Annotated in this window: 10 protein-coding genes and 1 pseudogene; 4 read left to right on the forward strand and 7 right to left on the reverse strand. The window is 65.5% G+C overall.

Going from position 1 to position 17,809, the window contains the following annotated elements; translation table 11 throughout:
• Positions 1–1,046 precede the first annotated feature (1,046 nt).
• The 4 genes and pseudogenes from RZ84_RS23250 to RZ84_RS41605 form a co-directional block, all read right to left on the reverse strand.
• Positions 1,047–1,358 carry a hypothetical protein gene (locus RZ84_RS23250; RefSeq protein ID WP_043265911.1) on the reverse strand — a complete coding sequence of 104 codons (312 nt, stop codon included), beginning with the start codon at positions 1,356–1,358 and terminating at the stop codon, positions 1,047–1,049.
• A gap of 1 nt (position 1,359) precedes the next feature.
• Positions 1,360–5,193, reverse strand: a complete 3,834-nt coding sequence (locus tag RZ84_RS23255; RefSeq protein ID WP_078894109.1) for a DUF6531 domain-containing protein — start codon at positions 5,191–5,193, stop codon at positions 1,360–1,362.
• Entirely contained in the window at positions 5,190–6,170 is a 981-nt protein-coding gene (locus tag RZ84_RS23260; protein WP_347232809.1) for a WXG100-like domain-containing protein, read from the reverse strand. Before RZ84_RS23260 ends, RZ84_RS23255 begins: the two co-directional genes overlap by 4 nt.
• A gap of 129 nt (positions 6,171–6,299) precedes the next feature.
• Positions 6,300–6,539, reverse strand: a pseudogene (locus tag RZ84_RS41605) (MFS transporter); the annotation flags it as partial.
• Positions 6,540–6,945: 406 nt separating this feature from the next.
• Here RZ84_RS41605 and RZ84_RS23265 point away from each other — a divergent pair.
• The 3 genes from RZ84_RS23265 (at position 6,946) to RZ84_RS35600 (ending at position 9,606) form a co-directional block, all read left to right on the forward strand.
• Positions 6,946–8,223: an IS701 family transposase gene (locus RZ84_RS23265; protein WP_043265912.1), complete on the forward strand. Its 1,278-nt coding sequence runs from the start codon at positions 6,946–6,948 to the stop codon at positions 8,221–8,223.
• A 184-nt stretch (positions 8,224–8,407) separates the two neighbouring features.
• The gene (locus RZ84_RS23270) at positions 8,408–8,905 is read left to right on the forward strand and encodes a site-specific integrase (RefSeq protein WP_043265913.1); all 498 of its coding nucleotides are present in this window, start codon (positions 8,408–8,410) and stop codon (positions 8,903–8,905) included.
• Positions 8,896–9,606, forward strand: a complete 711-nt coding sequence (locus RZ84_RS35600; RefSeq protein WP_063772696.1) for a site-specific integrase — start codon at positions 8,896–8,898, stop codon at positions 9,604–9,606. Before RZ84_RS23270 ends, RZ84_RS35600 begins: the two co-directional genes overlap by 10 nt.
• Before the next feature lie 525 nt (positions 9,607–10,131).
• On the opposite strand, the gene RZ84_RS23280 is transcribed toward RZ84_RS35600, so the two are convergent.
• Both RZ84_RS23280 and RZ84_RS41610 read right to left on the reverse strand, forming a co-directional pair.
• A complete protein-coding gene (locus RZ84_RS23280; RefSeq protein ID WP_043265914.1) occupies positions 10,132–10,785 on the reverse strand; it encodes a hypothetical protein in 654 nt (217 codons plus the stop codon).
• 78 nt (positions 10,786–10,863) lie between these two features.
• Positions 10,864–12,423, reverse strand: a complete 1,560-nt coding sequence (locus RZ84_RS41610) for a type I restriction-modification system subunit M (protein ID WP_043265915.1) — start codon at positions 12,421–12,423, stop codon at positions 10,864–10,866.
• Between the two features lie 439 nt (positions 12,424–12,862).
• Here RZ84_RS41610 and RZ84_RS41615 point away from each other — a divergent pair, with 439 nt between their 5' ends.
• Positions 12,863–13,000 (forward strand): hypothetical protein, encoded by a 138-nt coding sequence (locus tag RZ84_RS41615; RefSeq protein WP_241777828.1) that lies wholly within the window; start codon positions 12,863–12,865, stop codon positions 12,998–13,000.
• A gap of 881 nt (positions 13,001–13,881) precedes the next feature.
• Here the strand turns inward: RZ84_RS41615 and RZ84_RS23290 are convergent.
• Positions 13,882–17,448 carry a type I restriction endonuclease subunit R gene (locus tag RZ84_RS23290; protein ID WP_043265916.1) on the reverse strand — a complete coding sequence of 1,189 codons (3,567 nt, stop codon included), beginning with the start codon at positions 17,446–17,448 and terminating at the stop codon, positions 13,882–13,884.
• Positions 17,449–17,809 lie beyond the last annotated feature (361 nt).

A 17,809-nucleotide genomic window follows, 5' to 3' on the forward strand; every position in this document is an offset into this window, starting at 1 on the left:
GGATGGACGTCATATCCAGTCGGCGGTCCTGCGCGCTCGCGAGAAGGGGCTGGCTCGTCGCAATCGCGTCGGGCCTTCTACCCGCGCCGCTCGTAGACCGTCACCTGCCGCCCGCGGACTTGCGTGTCCGTCACCGCTGTGGAGTGTTCCTTGAGCACCGCAGTTTTCGTCGTGTCCCGCTCTGTCGACACGGGCCGGCTTGCGTGGGATACATCAGTGACCAGCAGGATCCGTTGTTGTGCCAACATTGCGGCCCGTATCTGGTCCGGACCGGCTTCACCGCTCGGGAGCGCGCGGAGGCGGATCGCCCAGGTCGGGTCGGTGTGAGCGTGTTGTGCGCCGTGGCGTTGGGAGCCACGACCGTGGCCGCGTGGCAGACGGACACAGGGGGGCGCGGGAGTCCGACAGGTCCCACGCAGCGCTTCCGGCGCCCGTGGCCGCACCCGCACAGGTCAGGGCGCTGCAAGCGGTCGCCTGGCTCCAGTTCGGTGGGCGGGAGCTGATCCTTCGCTATGCCGCTGCCGACGCGGCTCTCGGCAGGGCTTTGCTCCGAGCCGCGGACGCGCACGGCCACATCGAGTCGGCTGTCTTCAAGCCGGTGTGCGAAGCTCGGTCGGGTCGTGCCGGACACCGTTTACTACTTCCCGATCCCCGACCCGCAGGCCGCAGCACCGTGGCGGACGTTCGTGGTTCAGGTGCGGGCAGGTAGCCGGGACTGTGCACTCGCCTTCGATCAGGGCGACAGCAACACCGTTTCATGAGGTCGCTGAAGGACTTCCACAACGGTGACGTCGCTCTCAGATCGGCGCAAGGCCGTATCGCCGAGGTGCGGCGCGCCGGCGGCGGGTCCGCAGCGACCAACGGCCGGTGAAACCGACTTCGAGATCGCCCGCACAGTCCTCCCACAAACCCGGCACCGGCACTCCGCTGGCCAGGAGCTCCGTCGTACCGGTGGGGGAGGGGCCCGCTCCTGGAGCCCCGCCCCTCCCAACCCAAACAGAAACGCTGCTTGACCTGACAAGCCGCCGGACCGGTACGACAGCTATTTACCCAAGTGACTCTTCGTCAACTGCGACGCATTCCGTCACCAGTTCCTGAAGTTCGTATGCGGCTTCCGTGATTTTTTCGGCCTCGGGACCACTATAGAGGGGCGAATTTCCTTCCGTTGCCGGGAAAATGTCGACCAAGATATTTGCTGCGAGGCGCGGAATGGTGTCGCTGGACGCCCAGGACTCGGCGCACTGGGCCAAGGCGGTTTTCAACTGGTTGAACGCCATCTCGTCGAAGCCGCGGCGCATCCTCAATGAAACGTCGAATCGCTCCCACGACGAGGCCAGTTCCGCTACAACGCTGTCCATCTCAGGGACCTCCAACTACCCAAGAAATTGCCTCTGTCGGCACATGCCCGGTCAACAGTACCTCCTGAGACGCCTTGGTCCGGTTGACAGCGGTGACGCCGCGGATGTCATTCGCTGTCCGCCCCTCCGGGGTGGAGAGGTCGTGGATTCCACCAGGGTGCTTGTCAAGATCGATCTTCACCACCCGCCCGGTGGTCCACTGCTCACCAAGTGCAACCTCCTCGCTTCTTGTCGTTGATATGAACTGGGACTTCCAGTTCGGCTTGCTGCCGTGAATTACGTGACCGGCTGGTTTATAAGTGGCGTTCGGGTTTTTCGCGTCAAGGCCATGGCGAGGGTCCTCGTCCGGTCGAAGATTTCGATAGACGAAGTTGCCATCTTCCTTCTTGCCGTCCTGTGCGTAGGGGCTGAGGCCCAGCGGGTCCGCGATACTGTGCGGATTCGGCACGTATGCAGCCGGGTTGGGAGAGGGTTCAAGTCCCAATGGATCCGGCGACAGGTATCGACCTGTTTCGGGATCGTAGTGCCGGAAGTAGTTGAAGTGCAGGCCAGTCTCGACGTCGAAGTACTGCCCTGGGAACCGTAGAGGGGTGTGGGCGGTGGCCTGGCGATTCCAAGTGGTGGATCCCCAGAGCGTGTTGCGGGTGCGCCATGCAATTTCGCCGTTTTCGGAGACGAGCTCTGTGGGAGTGCCGACCAGGTCCGTGATAATCGCGAAGAAGCGGGAGTCGATCACCTCTTGTGAGGCATCTGTCGCCATGATGCGTTCGGTTTGCGCGAGGGGTCGCAGGCCCTGGTGGTCCCAGGTGAGGGTGGCCTGCGTCGCTCGTCCATGGATGATCGTGGTCTCTTCGCACAGGGTGGTGCCGTCCCAGGTGAACGCCACCTGCTCGGCAACGTGCTCGCCGTCTTCAGCCAGGCGTTGTTTGGTGGTGCGGCGGCCCAGCGCGTCGTAGGTGTAGCGCCAGCAGGTCCCGTCCGGGGTAGTGCAGGCGACCAGGCGATCCTCGGCGTCCCAGCTGTAATGCCAGGTGTCGGGCTTACGGGACAGCCGGGTCTTCTGGCGCAGGGTGGTGCGGCCGGCCGCGTCGTATTCGTAGCGGAAGCCTCCGGCGACATTGACGCGGGTTCCGGTGTAGGCGCGCTCACCCCGGGCTTCGGGCGCCGCGTGGCGGTCGGGCCAAGTGGCATGGGTTTGGTTTCCGGCCGCGTCATAGGCGTAGGTCTCGGTCCAGTTGTGGGCGGAGACGGTGGTGACCCGGCCGGTGGGATCGAGTTCGAAGTGGCGCGCGCCGTTGAGGTGGTCGTCGATGCCGGTGAGGTAGCCGTCCGCACGGTAGGTGTACGCACGGTGCTGGATGGTTTCAGCGGCTGACGTGACGTGCTGGTCGGTGAGACGGCCGAGGGCGTCGTAGGTGTGGGCGAAGGTGATGTCGCCGAGAGTGCGGGAGAGCTCCCGGCCGAGTGCGTCGTGTGCGAAGGCCAGGGCGTGGCCGGATGTGTCGAGTCCGGTACGCCGGCCCGCCGCGTCATAGCTCCATCGGCTCACCGCGCCGGTGGGAGTGGTGCGGGATATTCGGCGGCCCAGGACGTCGTAGCTGAAGGTGGTGGTGCGGCCGTTCGATGTCTCGGCAACGACCTGCCCGTGTTCATCGCGGGTCCAGATGAGCTCGCTGCCTGGAGAGTTGGCCTGGAGCGGGCGGCCGGCGGCGTCGTAGGTGAAGGTGGTGATTTCGCCGTCGACGTCTTTGGTGAGGGTTCGGCCGAGGGCGTCGTACTGGAGGCGGATGGTGTGGCCGAGCGGGGTGGTGCGCGAGGTCAGGCGCCCGGCCTGGTCGTGCGTGTAGGTCTGGGTTCGGTTGTCGAAGTCCGTCTCGGAGACCAGGCGGCCCGCTGGGTCGTACTCATAGGACCATGTCAGGCCCTGGGGGTTGGTTACCTGCACGAGCTGGAGTTCGGCGTCGTGGAGGAACTCGTGACGTGCGCCGTCCGGGTCGGTGCGCGTTTTCAGCTTGTCGAAGTGACCGTATTCGAAGGTGGTGACCTGACCCAGGGAGTCGGTGTGGGTGGTGCAGTTGCCCTCGCCGTCGTAAGTCCACGCTTCCTGTGTGGAGTCCGGGTTGAGGCGGGCTACGAGGTGACCTTCAGGGGCCCACTGGTAGTGGGTGGTGTGGCCGAGGGGATCGGTGACGGAAGTGGCGCGGCCGAATGCGTCCCGGTGGAAGGTGGTGGTGGCGCCGAGCGGGTCGGTGACGGTGAGCGGAAGTCCTGCCTCATCGCACTCGATACGGGTGACGCTTCCCAGCGGATCGGTAACGGAGGTGAGGTGGCCGCGTCCGTCGTAGGTGAAGCGGGTGGTGCGTCCGGCGGCGTCCGTGAGAGCAGTCCGGTTGCCCTTGGCGTCGTACTCCTGATGGACAGTCTGGCCGTCCGGGCCGGTGACCTCCGTCGGGAGGCCGAGGTCGGTGTAGGTGGCGGTGTTGGTGGTGCCGTCCGGGCGGACGACTGCGATGAGGCGCCCGCCCTCGTCATACGCAAGATGTGTGGTGGCGCCGAGCGGATCGGTGGTTTGAACAGGCCGGTCGTCCGTGTTGTAGGTGGTGCGGCTGGTATTGCCGAGCGGGTCGGTGACCGCGATGACTTGAAGGCGTTCATTGATCCGGTACCGGGTGCTGGCGCCCTGCCCGTTCGTATGGACGGTGGTGCGTTCGCCGGTCTCCGGATCAGGCTCACCGTAGGAGAAACGGTTGGCCAGGTGGCCTTCGGCGCCGGACTGGCTGATGCAGCGGTGGCGGTGGTCGTAGGTGTACTCGTAGCGGGACTCGTTGGAGTCCACCCAGGCGGTCATCCGGTGCTCGGTGTCGTACTCGAACCGAGTCACCGCACCAGCGGAGTTGGTGACGGTGGTGAGGTTGCCGTCATCGTCGTGCCCGTAGGACCTGATGAGCTGGTCCGAACCGTCCTCGGCTGCGCCGACCAGGTGCAGGGCATCGAGACGGCCCTTCTCGTCGCAGGTCAGCTTCAGCTCGTAGCCGGCGCTGTGCCGGATCGCGTACGGGATGCCGGTCTCATCCGCGTAGTCGAAGGTGATCCGGTGCCCGTTGCGGTCCGTGATCTCATCGGGCAGCGCGATACCGGGCGCGTGCAGGGCGTCGCTGAAGTAGCGGGTCTGTCCGGTCTGCGGGTCGTGGACGGCCCAGTCGCCTTGGATCGTGCGCATCAGCGGCCAGCGCGGACCGTCCGTGGGCAGTACCCGCTCGCCGGTCTCCGGGAGTGTGTAGCGCAGCAGCATCCCGGTCTCGGTGACGAAGACGACGCCCTTGTCGTCGATCTCCAGGTGTTGGTCGATGGTGGAGGACCAGGAGCGGCCGATGTGGTGGCCGATACGGGTCGAGGACTCGTACTTGCGGGTGAAGGCCAGCGGCAGCGCGCCGGGCAGGGTGATGTCGGTCTGGGACAGGAACACCTTGCCCGAGGCCAGGTCGACGGGGTCGGTACCGTCGGTACATTTGCTCTCGTCGCGACGGGTCTTGTCGTTGGGGTGGCCCGACTCGGCTTCGTTACGGGCACCGCGGGACGTGCCTCCGCCGCGAGGACGGCCGGCGCCGCTCGTGGCGTGCGGGGCGCGTGGCATGTCGTGCTTGTTGCCCTTGAGGAGTTTGTCGAGTTCCGCGGCGTGTTTGGCGTCGTTCTCGGCGTGGTTGGTGGCGACCTTCTTCAGCCGGCCCCCGGCATCGTGGTACAGGTCCTGGACGGCCTTGCTCGCGTCCTTGGCCAGGGTCTTGCCCAGTTTCTCCGCGCCGTGCTCCAGCGCCTTGACGATCCGGTTGCTCATTCGAAGCTCACTCCCGCAGCCTTCGATTCGAATTCGGCGGCGTGTGACGCCACGGTCTGCGCATGCCCGCGCAGTGTTTCGGCGCGCTTGTGCAACTCCTCTGGATGGATGGAGAAGCTCGCCCCCGCACCACCCCCGCTCCCGCCGGTGGCAGGGACACCGAGCGCGGATTCAGCGGCCTGGAAGACCATGCCGCTCACCGCCTTGCCCACCACGTCCACCAACGGGTTGATCGCGGCCTCGATGACCTGCCCGATGATGTACTGCTCCAACTGCTGCTCAAGGAAGTTCACCAGCTTCTTGCCCGCCGCTATGACCAGCGCCTCGGCCGCCTCCGCGATCCCCAGGGTGACGGCCGCGGCAGCCTGATCGGCCACGAACGTGATGGCCAGCACGATCAGTTCACCGATCGCCTCCACCTTCATCGCCACGATCGTGTCCGCCGCAATGTCGAGCGCGGTGGCCACCGTGTGGCAGGCGTTGACCAGTTCCGTCATGTGACCGTTCGACAGCTGCCCCCACTTGGCCAGCAACGCCTCGTACGACGCACCCTGATACACCTCGGCCAGCTGGTGGATCGTCGCAGTCGAGTCCTTGTGCGTGTCGTCCAGCTTCTGCGCGAAGTCCCTTACGTGGGAGGCGAATTCACGGACTTTGTCCTCATTGACGTTCGGCCAGTTCACCCCGATGAACTGGAGGAACGAGACCACCTCGTCAGGCAGCTCGATAGCCATGTCGATTCCCCCCTCAGCGTTATCGACGCAACAGTCCATCAGGCGATGACCAAGGAGAGCTAATGGAAAGGTAAAAGCATGTCCCATGTATCGACAGAAGTGCGCCCAGAATGGGCAAAAGCGAACGAGGAGTGATACCAGGTGAATGCTGCTGAGCAGCTCCTCTCGGAGGCCCGGCGCGGGCGGTTCGGCGAATTGCTGCCCGAGCTGCTGGAGATGGCGAAGCGCCCAGGCGGTGCTCATGACCAGGGGGCGGGGCGGAAGGTCAGGCGCCAGCCACAGGGGTCGGCTCCGCTTCGCGCCCTCGGGCCCGGCAGGCTCCTGCGCCGCGGCGGGACGGCCGAGCGGGCCGGCCGTCACACAAACGGCGACCAGCGCGGCGGCGACCAGGACGATCCCGGCCGACCACCAGAAGGCCGTGGTGAACCCGGAGACCATGCCCTCCTGGTGGACGCGCGCCGTGTTCTGGGCACCGGACGAGTGAGTTGCGACGTACGCGCTGGTGATGCTCGCCGCGATGGTGTTGAGCAGGGCTGTGTCGATGGCGCCGCCGATCTGCTGGGAGGTGTTGACCATCGCGGACGCCACGCCTGCGTCGCTCGGCTCCACGCCCACCGCCGCTCCGACTGAGGCGGTTCTGTCGGGCGGGGCGGCATTCGCCGGATCGGCGATGCTCTGCCTGGGGCCCCGTAGTTCACCAGCTACGGGAATGCCGATAGTTGCCTGACAGACACCTGGGCCAAACGGGGTTGACTGAATTGGGTCGACCCCGTTGTCGTCCGTTCCTGAATCCGCGACGGGACAGGGGCGACGGCACACCCACGGCAATCGGGGCGGCCCCGGGCCAGCTTGCGTATTCCACGGTGGTACGGGGCCCATCGTTCAGCCCAGGCCGGGTACTGCCGATACGGGTGTATGGCCTCGGTGTTCCAGCGTTGTAGGACCGACAAGCGCAGCAAGCACTATTAGGACTCCGTTACGTCTTCCCGATCACGGTTTCGGGGAGCATGTTGGGTGGATGGACATGCGACAAGTCAATGGCCTGCGGGCGGAGTTAGCGGAGTTCGTGGCGGATGTGTTCGCCACGGTGCCACGGCGGGACCAGCGGTCCAAGGGAGACTGCTACCTGCGGGGTCTGATGCTGGACGGGCGTCGCAAGTCGATCCAGGCGGTGGCCGGGCGGCTGCCGGACGGCAATGAGCAGAACCTGCAGCAGTTCGTGAATCAGTCGACATGGGATCCGACGCGGGTGCGAAGGCGGATCGCGGAGCGCATGGTCGGTCTGATCGGTCCTGATGCCTGGGTGATAGATGACGTGTCGTTCCCCAAGGACGGGACGATGTCGGTCGGGGTCGCTCACCAGTACTGCGGCACGCTGGGCAAGCAGGCCAACTGCCAGGTGGCGGTGAGCGTGCACGCGGTCACCGACACCGCCTCCTGCCCACTGCAATGGCGCTTGTTCGTGCCCGAGGAATGGGCGCACGATGCGGTGCGACGACGCAAGGTCGGGATGCCCAAGGAGATTCGGCGCCGCGAGAAGTGGCGCCTGGCCCTGGAGACCCTGGACGAGTTGGCCACATGGGGCTTGGTGCCGCCGGTGGTGGTGGCCGACGCCGGCTACGGGCAGAACGCCGACTTTAGGGCGTCACTGGCCGACAGGGGCATCGCCTACGTGGTGGCCATCCGCTCGGATGCGACTGTCCACCCGCACCACGCGGTACCCGTTGCCCCGCCCTGGTCCGGCAACGGCCGCCGGCCGCAGCCCCGCTACCGGGACAAGCCGTCCTCGGTGGCCGCACTGGCAAGCGCCCACGGCCGGCAGGCATTCACCGAGGTGACCTGGCGTGAAGGCTCCCGCGGCCAGATGCGCTCCCGCTTCCTGACCTTGCGGGTGCGGCCGGCCGGCGTCAGGGCCCGCCGCCTGGCCCAGGCCGCCGCCACCGCACGCCAGGGCAGCTGGGACGGCGTCCTGCCTGAGGTAACGCTGCTGGTCGAATGGCCCGAGAAAGCCGAAGCACCCAGCAACTACTGGCTGGCCGACCTGCCTGCTGACACTCCGCCCGCCGAGCTGATTCGCCTGGCGAAAATCCGCTGGCGGATCGAGCACGACTACCGGGAACTGAAACACGGGCTCGGCCTGGACCACTTCGAGGGGCGATCCTGGACCGGATGGCACCATCACGTCACGCTGGTCACCGCCGCTCACGCCTTCCTCACCGAACAGCGGCTCTCCCCAAAAGCCCGCACACCGGCCTCACGCTCTATCAGGTACTGGACGCCATCCAGAGCCTCCTGAACTGCTGGACTGGCATCTGCACCACGTGCCAACAACCGCTTGCCAGAACCGCCCCCAGACACCAAACCACAAGATTCACAACGACCTAACGGAGTCCTACTATCCGTGTGCGAAGTCGCGCTGTGGGCACCCGTGGACGGTCCGGTACCGGGAGCCGGGGGGACAGACGGGGCGTCAGCGCGAGGTGAGCTTCCCGTTGAAGACCCAGGCTCGGCAGTTCGCCGCGCGGGTAGAGCATTTCAAGGACCAGGGACTTTTCCTGGACCCCAAGCGCGGTGCCGTCACCGTCCGCGTATACGCGGCGGACTGGTTGGAGCGCCGGCTCGTCGGGGAGAACACGCACCGCAGCTACGAGAGCTTCCTGCGCTTGCACCTCTTGCCGCAGTTGGGTCGCAAGACGCTGGCCGGTGTGGAGCGGGCGGACATTGACCGGTTTGTCGCCGCCGTCAGTAGCAGGCTTTCGGCGAGTACGGTGCATGACCGCATGACGTTGGTCCGCGGCCTGTTCCAGACCGCGGTGGACGAACGGCGTATCCCCCGCAGCCCGGTGGACGGCGTCAGGCTCCCGCGGGTCGGCACCGGCGCGGTGGACGAGGACGCGATCCCGACCCGGGAAGAGGTCGACCTCATCGCCTGGCACATCGGGCCGTACTACCGGCTGTACAGGCCGGGGTGGGCCTGAGGGTCAGCGAGGCCCTCGCCTTCGCCACCCAGTGCCGCCGGTCCGGCGTCCTGCGGGTGCGGGAGCAGGTGCGCCGCACGGCGCACCGCGCCGACTGCCCGGACCGCTTCGGCCCCCTCAAACACCGCACCCCCGGCGCCTATCGGGACGTTCCGCTGCCCGCCTCTCTGGAGCGGGAGATCGATGCGCACCTGCGGCGCTGGGGCGCCACCTTGGTGGGTGGCCGGGAGGTGCTCTTCGCCCGGCGCGGAGTGGCGGCGGGCACCATGCCGACGGCGACCACCTACGGCCCCGACTTCCGGCGGGCGGTGCGGGCGGCCGGCCTCCTCGGCCGGGACCGGGCCCCTCGGTATACCCCGCACACCCTGCGCCACTTCTTCGCCTCCACCGCGCTGGCGCACGGGGTGCCCCTCCACGAGGTCTCCCGGTGGCTGGGGCATGCGTCGATCAAGACGACGGTCGACATCTACGGGCACCTGGTGCCCGCCGCGTGGGAGCGTTGCTGGCAAGCCCTGGAGCAGGCGCTGGGCCCGGCGCCGGCCGACGCGTCCGCGGCGCCGTGGACGCCCACCGGATGGCCCCGGCTGCTGGATCGTCGCTGGATCCGGTCGGCGGAATCCGGGTTTGCGCAGGTCACTGCCGAGTCGTCGATGTTTCGGTTCATCTCGTCCCCGCCTCCTGGGACCGCTGCCGGGCTGTGATGCAGACCGCTCTGCGTCCCGGATCGCCCGCGTCCTAATCGGGCAGGAACGGTGTCGATCGTGAGCAGGCCCGGACGCCGGATCGTGCCCGGATCGGACGATCACCGAAGGGTTCCGGCTCTTCGGGGTCGGGCCCTTGGTACTCTCCGTGCTGGGATGGCGCTGGTAGGGGCCATGCCCCCTGTGGTGGTGTAGCGGGATCGATCTGCTCTTTGTCCCGGGAGTAGATCGTGTCCATGCTTCCCTGGCGCGGGACCCGGGACCCGGGACCCGGGACATGGGAACAGGGGAGCTGTTGACTGGGGCGGGCAGCTGGTGATCCAGATGGTCCTCGGACTGAAGCGGTAGACCGTGGGTACTTGGCCGCAGGTTCTAATGCGAGGCATCTGTCGAGTGCGCCCGCATGCACAATGGATTTTGTACTCCAATCGGAGAATAGGCAGCCTTCACGCTTGCGCAGCCGGTCACATGATTAACAATTGCGGGTGCCGCGAATCGAGCCGGTAGCACCACGCGGAGTCAGACTCAGCCCAACACTGTGGCGATGGCGAGGGCGATTCGCTCGATCCAGTCGATGGCGTCTGTGACATCGGCGTCCGAGATCTCACGCCTGCGCTTGAGGTCGCCGTCCAAGAGGTCCGCGTCGTGGGCGATGCGATTGCGGCGGTCGGTGATGGAGATGTACTGCTGCTTCAGAGACTGCGCGTTGAACGACGTGCGCTCGTGGTTCCAATGGTTGAGCTGGACGGCGGCCTTCGCCCAGATGTCCTCTTCGGTGACCAGCTTCAGTGCCTCGCTGATCTTACGAGGATTCTGGAGTGCTGCGTTGCCCCACTTTGCCTTGATATGCTCGGAGACGGCGTCGGCGAGCGTGGTTGTACCGCGCCTCACTTCCTCGACCTTGACCAGCGGCAGCTCGAACTTGGTCAGCTGGTATGGCATACAGGGGCTGTCCTCGGCGGCCAGTTCAGCCACACGTCGGTAGAGCTCCTCGTGGAACCAGTGGTCGATGGCGCTGACGGCCTGGACCCAGGCGGCACGGTAGAAGTCGCCGATGTCGATGACCGGAGACTGGAAAGCAGCAAGGCTGCGGCCGGCGACGACCATCTTCCGGGCGTACTCAAGGTTGGTCAGGAACGCCCGGAATTCACGCGTCTGTGGATGTGCGGCTGCCGGCATGGAACGGATCCCCCGTCTCGCTGAAACTGTCTGTGTCAGGATTCCTGTGAAGGCGGGGGATCGGCAACCCGTTGTGGATCAATCAGTTCCAGTTGGCTGGATGTCGTCGGCGTCAGCCGAGACCTCACCGCCGAGTGCCACGGCGATCGCGGCGAACTCGCTGAGCGCGGCCTGCAGATCCTCGACGATCTCCTGAGCGATCACCTCGGGCGGCAGAAGACTGTCAGCGTCGTTGAGCGCAGGGTCCTGCATCCAGGTGATGTCGAGGTTGACCTTGTCGCGGGCGATGAGCTCGTCGTAGTCGAAGGACTTGAAACGCTCGGTCTCCACTCGCTCGTTGCGGGGCTTGCCAGGCAGGTACGCCTCGACGAACTCCTCCAGGGCAGCGCGCGTCAGCGGGTGCTGCTTCAGCGTGAAGTGCTTTGCGGTACGGAAGTCGTATACCCAGAGCTTCGAGGTGTTGTGGGCACCCCCGCTTCGCGGCGGCTTCTTCTCGAAGAACAGTACGTTGGCCTTGACTCCTCCCGCGTAGAAGATGCCGGTGGGCAGCCGCAGGATGGTGTGCAGGTCGAAGTCTTCGAGAAGGCGGCGGCGCACCCTCTCTCCTGCGCCACCCTCGAAGAGCACGTTGTCCGGAAGGACGACAGCGGCTCGCCCGTTCATTTCCATCAGCGACATGATGTGCTGAAGAAAGTTGAGCTGCTTGTTGGTAGTGGTGGCGCGGAAGTCGTCTCGCTCGTAAGAGATGTCCTCCTTCTCGGCCTTGCCGTCTGTCCCGATGACGGTGATTGCGGACTTCTTACCGAAGGGGGGGTTGGCGAGAACGAGGGAGGCGTGCCTGTTGGGCTGTTCTGCGAGGGCGTCGCCGACGGTGATGAGCGACGGCCCGTCTGCGTCACCGATCCCATGCAGGAGCATGTTCATCGCGGCGAGGCGGGCGGTGCCGGTGACCAGCTCGTTGCCCCAGATTTTCCCGGCCCCGAGCGCGAGGCGCTGTTCGCGGGAGAGGTCCCGCATGTGGTGCTCGCGGATGTAGTGGTGTGCTGAGATCAGGAACCCGCCGGTACCGCAGGCGGGGTCGGTGATGGTGTCCTCGGGGCGCGGTTGCATCACGTCGACCATCGCGTCGATGAGCGCGCGGGGCGTGAAGTACTGGCCGGCGCCGGTCTTGGTGTCCTCGGCGCCCTTGGCGAGCAGCCCTTCATAGGCGTCGCCCTTGAGGTCCGTCCCCTGGATCGTCCAGTCCTCCTTGCCGATCAGCTCGACGACGAGCTTTTCGAGGAGGGCAGGCTCGGTGATGCGGTTCTGTGATTTGGCGAAGATCGTGCCGAGGGTGGTGCCGGGGTTCTTCGCGAGTTCTTCGAGGATCTTGCGGTAGTGCACTTCGAGGTCAATGCCCTTGAGCCGGGCGAGCGACTTCCAGTCGTATTCGGCGGGTACAACGGCCTTGGCCTCCTGTTCCGTGAAGGGGTCGGAGGCGATCTCGTCGGCCATCTTGAGAAAGAGCAGGTACGAGAGCTGCTCGACGTACTCGATGGTGGAGAGGCCGTTGTCCCGAAGGACGTTGCAGTAGTTCCAGAGCTTGGCGACCAGGGCGTTGGTCTGTGCGGGTTCCAGGGCGGGGGATGCGGGGGTCACAGCGGAAGCTCCTGCTGAACGGCGGTGGTGGGGGCGGGGATCGAGGCGGCAGGGGGGGGGGGCGGCGGTTTCCCCGCTTGGGCTTGCTGCCGCTGGCTTCGCGCTCGGCTCGGATGCGGTCGAGGAGGACGGAGGCGGGCTCGTCGGTCGGGTCTTGGGGAACCAGGCTGCCGGTGAAGGCCAGTCTTAGTACGGCCTGCCGGAGGTGCTGAGCACGTGAGGAGACAGCTGCTGCCTGCGAGGCGAAGCGATCAGCGACTTCCAACAGCTCGGCGGACTGGGCCACGAGGTTGAGCTGAACATCCATCGGTGGAATCGGCAGGGGCAGTTCGCGGCATGTTGAGAGCGCAACATTGAACTGTCCAGCGGTTGCCTTCGCAGTCTTTTGCAGCATTCCCAGAATGAATGGCGAGCGAAGTGCGAGAGCTAGCCATTGCGGGTGAATCTCGCTGCCCGCGCGAAAAGCAACAATGGCTTGATTGATATTCCATTCGGGATGCTTTTCTGGGACGACAGCTGTTTTCCCGAGGGGTGGCCCTACGATATTGGTGAGGACATCGCCCGGTCGCACGCGTGACCGCTTCAGCTGATTCTCGTGCGTCTCCCGATCGACATAAGTCGGCTTATTGGTGAAGTCTACTCGTCCATCCTGGGTGATGTTGTATACCTTCAGGAAAGGGACGTCGCCGTTTCCTGCGTGCATCAAGTGTGCCTTGGGTGTAGAACCACTGCTGATGAACTCGCAGACGTCAGCGGAGCGGCGCCAGAACCAGTCCTTCGGCAGAGCCGGCAGGGAGGCATAGTCGAAGCGCTTGCTTGAGAGATTCGCGAGGAAGCGTTGACTATCTTCTACTGGATTCTGGCCCGGATGAGTGTTCGATGAAGCTCCGAGCACATTCCTGTCGAGTACAGCGGAAGTGTAAGGTTTGATGCGCCGCCTCGCGTCTGCCACTGCTTTGGTTGCCGCGTCGAGGCGGGACAGGTGGTCCTCGAGAGCCTCGATGATGCGGCGCTGCTCCGCGATTGGGGGGACAGCTGCCAAGAGTTCATCGAACTTACCGCGTGTCACGTGTACCATCCCGGATCCGTGGCTAGCTGCCAGGAGCTCCTGGATTTTGTATTCGATCAGGTAACGAAGGAACGACCGATCAATGAATGATTCAACCTTGAAGATGTGCTGGTTCAAGGCGGCTTCCGGCCCTCGCCAGATGTAGACCCCCAGCGTAGCCGCCCATGAAACAAGAAGATCGCCAGGGTGAACTGTATGGCGATTCTCCAGCTCGCCAGCGTAGTAGTTGAAATTGTCGCCGGATCCGGTGAGATTCTGAATGCGAATAATGGGGCGGCCAGCGTCTGACCACTCAGACTTTTTAAACCCCCGACCGTTGATGTACTCGCCGAGTTCTCCCAGTTGAGACCAAGCCCATCCCGTCGGAAGTTCCACGTCACCCAACCCGCTCAAGCCAACTCTCGATTCAACTCACTCAGCAAAGACCGGACATTCCGCCCCGGAAACGCGTGCTGGAACCCCCGCCCACCACCACGCCCCTTGAAGGGCTCAGCGTTGAACTCCGCGGGGCTGATTCCGACGTCGCTCGCTACCACGTCCCGTATGGCCCGCAGCCACCACAGCTGCTCCTCTGTGAAGTCCGCCCCAGCCTGCTGCTGCTTCAGCAGCCAGCCCTCGAAGCGCTCCTTGACCGTCTCGTGGTATGGCCGCAGTTCATTGTCCACGCCCAACTCGTACCGGATCAGCGAGATCAGATCAGGAACCCCAGCCTCTCGGTCACCGCCACCGGAGTGCACCGCCGCGCCCAGATCCTCGTAGAATGTCCACAGTACCTGCGGCGTCCACGCGTACTGCGGGCGGCGGATCTCCAACGCGAGTTCCTGGAGTGCGGCGTAGGTCTCTGCGGGCGAAACCGACCGCGGGCTGGTCAGCGCGATGTTGACCGCCGCGATGCGGTCGCGCTCGTCCTTCAGGAGCTGGCTCCAGCGGCCAACCTGCTCCCGGGCGCGTTCGGCGCGCGGGATCTCGTTCACGTCCGTCACCTCGACGGCCGTGAACTCGTCGAACAGGTAGTCCTTGTCCCGGCGGATCTCGATGATGTGCTTCCGCAGATCAGGATGCTCGGTCAGGGGCGCGATGGCGTTCTCGATCAGTCGCCGGGCCGCCGCGTGGCCGCCGTCTTCCAGCGCCTGCTCCTGCCGGTCCGGGTCCACAGCTTTGACGATGGCGCCCGCGATCTCCGATAGGGTGCGTCCGCCCGACGCTCGCGTCAGCTGCTCGCGCTCCTCGTCCGTCAGCTGCTGGTTGAGGCGGGCCAGCCGTCCTGCCAAAATCTCGGCCTCGCCCGCGCTGATCGACTTTGTGCCAGCCTTGTCCAGCAGCTTTGCCAGCGAGACCTGCCGCTCACCTGCCGGGACCAGCGGCTTCGCATCCACCAGCGGGGAGTCCGTAACGCCTACTGCATCCACGAGCACGAAGCGGTCCTTGCGCACTGCCGCGTTCGCGTCCGGTGTGACCTCCTGGAGCTCGGTCGCGTCGATCGTCCGGGCGCCGCGTCCCTTCATCTGCTCGAAGAGCACTGCGCTGCGTACCTCGCGTAGGAAAATCACGCACTCCAGTGCTTTCACATCCGTACCGGTCGCGATCATGTCGACCGTGACTGCGACCCGCATACGCGACGACGTCCGCAGCGCGCGGATCAGTTCGTTCGGGTCCTCGCCGGCCTGACGGCTCTTATAGGTGATCTTCTTTGCGAAGTCGTCCCCACGCCCGAAGACCTCCTTGACCTGGGCGAGGACGTCCTCGGCATGGTCCTCACCGACAGCGAAGATCAACGTCTTCGGCAGCTCGGCGCGGCCGGGAAACCAACGCCGCCAGTTGTCCCGGTACGCGGTGAGCACTGCCCGGATCTCGTCCACCGTGACTACCGACCGACCGATCTGTCCGGTGGTGTATGTGAAGTCGTCGTCCAGCTCCTGGTAGCGCTGCCGGCGGGTCTTGCGGTCCTTGACCCGCACCGTCGTGCCGGAATCGATCGTCGCGACGCCCTTGTCTCGCAGGTCGGTCCGCATCCGTACCACATCGAAGTCAACGTTCACGCCGTCCGCGACTGCCTGTGGATAGGTGTACTCGGAGACGAGGTTGCGGCCGAAGAAGCCGAGAGTCTGGAGCGTGGGAGTGGCGGTCAAGCCGACGAGGTGTGCATCGAAGTACTCCAGGACGCCTCGCCACAGTCCGTAGATCGAGCGGTGGCACTCGTCCACGATGATCAGGTCAAAGGACTCGATCGGGACCTTCGGGTTGTAGGACACCTCGATGGGCAGGTCGGTTTGGTACGTGTCCTCGTACGCTGTGCTGTCCGTGGCCTCGTCCGCCGGCTCATCGTCGACAAGCGTCTCCCCGCGCAGCAGCGAGTACATCTTCTGAATCGTACAGATGACCACTGACGAGGTGTCCTGGAGGCCTGCGGCTCCGAGTCGATCCACGTTGTAGATGTCGGACAACTTGCGCCCGTCGTCCGGCGTCGTGAACTTCCGGAACTCGTCGTACGCCTGTTTACCGAGGTTGTTGCGGTCGACGAGGAACAGGACGCGGTGCGCCTTGGCATGTTTGAGCAGCCGGTACGTCTGCGCCACGGCGGTGTAGGTCTTGCCCGCGCCCGTCGCCATCTGGATCAGCGCCCGCACGCGGTCCTCGCCCAGAGACTTCTCCAGGCCGCTGATGGCGTCGATCTGGGCGAGCCGCAGTCCGTTCGGCTCCAGCACGGGCAGTTGGCGGACGGCTGCCCTGAAGGTCGGGGCATCTGGAGATTCCTCGGCGCATCGCATCCAGTCGGCCACTGTTTCGGGACGGTGGAAGGAGAACACCTCGCGGGAGCGCGCGTCGGGGTCGAGTCGGTTGATGAAATAGGTCTCGGTGCCGGTCGTCGCGTAGCGGAACGCGAACGGCTCCGTCGCTTGCCAGACGGCGAGGCTGTGCTCCTTGAGGACGCCGGCCGCGTACCGGTCGTTCTGCTCGACCGCGCTGGAGAGGTGGTCGCCCTCACGCTTGGCCTCCACCACGCCGACGATCTTGCCGTCGACATACAGGACGTAGTCCGCACGACCGGTGGTGAGCGTGAACTCCCGTACGGCCACACCTTGCCCGGCCTTCGGGGCGACCTGGTCGCGGTCCTGGACGACCCATCCCGCCAGGCGCAACATTTCGTCGATCGCTTCGCGGGCCTGTACCTCGTTGAGCGGTGCGGGCCGCTGTGCGCGGTGGATGATCGCTTCCCGCCGTTTGGCGTCGACCTGCCGCGGCTGCTGCCGGTCGGCCTCGTACTTCGCCTCCTGGGCGGTGCGCAGCTCCTTGATCTGTGTGGTGAGCTGCTCAAGGCGTGCGAGCGCTTCATTCTTGTACGCGTCGGCGCTGGCGATCAGGCGCTCCGCCTCGGCCCGTGCCTTCCGCTCGGCTTCGAGAGCGTCAGTGGACTCGGCCAGTCTGGTACGGGCCTGGGTGAGCGCCTGACGGTGGCCGGCGAGTGCTTCTCGCAGCTCTGCCAGCTCGGCCGGGTCCCGGACCTGCGCGTGGTCCCCGGGGTCTGTGGGCGGTACGAACTCGGCGACCGACCGCCGGCCCTCTATCGAGTCGTGGAACCAGAGCCCGAGCTTGTAGCAGACGCGGACAGCGGCGAGAGCCCGTGATGTGTCGAAGAGGTGGCTATGTGCCGCTTTGTTCCGGTCGCGACGCAACCGGTCGAAGTCGTCGCGGATCTCGGGGACAAGTACCCCTGCTCGCGTCAGAGCGGCCAGCCGGTCGATCTGACGATCCCCATCGATACGCATCCCGACACGGGTGACCAGTTCCTCGGCGAGGACCTCTCCGAACTGGCCCGCCTGAACCAAGGACGAGTTGGGGTTGGTGAAGACGGTGGTTTCGGCCGAGGCACCATACAGCGAGAGCAGGGGCTGGTGCTGGTACAGAACTCCGAAGTTGGGTGAGCCCTTCGCGAAGTCGCGAAGCCGGTCGTCCATGCTGCCCTTCCCCCGTGTGTCGCGCCGTACGTATTGGTGGCAGCCCAGCTTACGCAGCCAAGCGCGGGTGAGTTCTCGATCGCGCCAGTTTGCCCACTACCTTGTCCCGAGTCTCCAGGGGGTACTCCTCGTCCCGAAAGGTTCCTGCCTCGGGGGCGAGGCCACCGTAAGGGTGTGGGTACTCGTTCTGGCAGGCTTCCGCCCATGAGGAGCACATGCTGGTCAACTCTTGGCTGGTGGCCGGTCCAGTGACTCTGCGTGTCGGTGGCGGATCTTCAGCAGAGGGGCTTGGTCCCCGACGATGTGATCGGTGGCCGACCAGAATGGCCAGCCACGATCCGTGATCTTGGCGCCTTGCGGA

This window comes from Streptomyces sp. CT34 (genome assembly GCF_000805335.1).
Classification (GTDB): Bacteria; Actinomycetota; Actinomycetes; order Streptomycetales; family Streptomycetaceae; genus Streptomyces.

Coding starts and splice junctions, on each gene's coding strand:
- RZ84_RS23255 (WP_078894109.1), bottom strand. CDS start 5,193: ATGAGCAACCGGATCGTCAAGGCGCTGGAGCACGGCGCGGAGAAACTG.
- RZ84_RS23265 (WP_043265912.1), top strand. CDS start 6,946: ATGGACATGCGACAAGTCAATGGCCTGCGGGCGGAGTTAGCGGAGTTC.
- RZ84_RS23260 (WP_347232809.1), bottom strand. CDS start 6,170: ATGAGCACCGCCTGGGCGCTTCGCCATCTCCAGCAGCTCGGGCAGCAA.
- RZ84_RS23290 (WP_043265916.1), bottom strand. CDS start 17,448: ATGGACGACCGGCTTCGCGACTTCGCGAAGGGCTCACCCAACTTCGGA.
- RZ84_RS23280 (WP_043265914.1), bottom strand. CDS start 10,785: ATGCCGGCAGCCGCACATCCACAGACGCGTGAATTCCGGGCGTTCCTG.
- RZ84_RS23250 (WP_043265911.1), bottom strand. CDS start 1,358: ATGGACAGCGTTGTAGCGGAACTGGCCTCGTCGTGGGAGCGATTCGAC.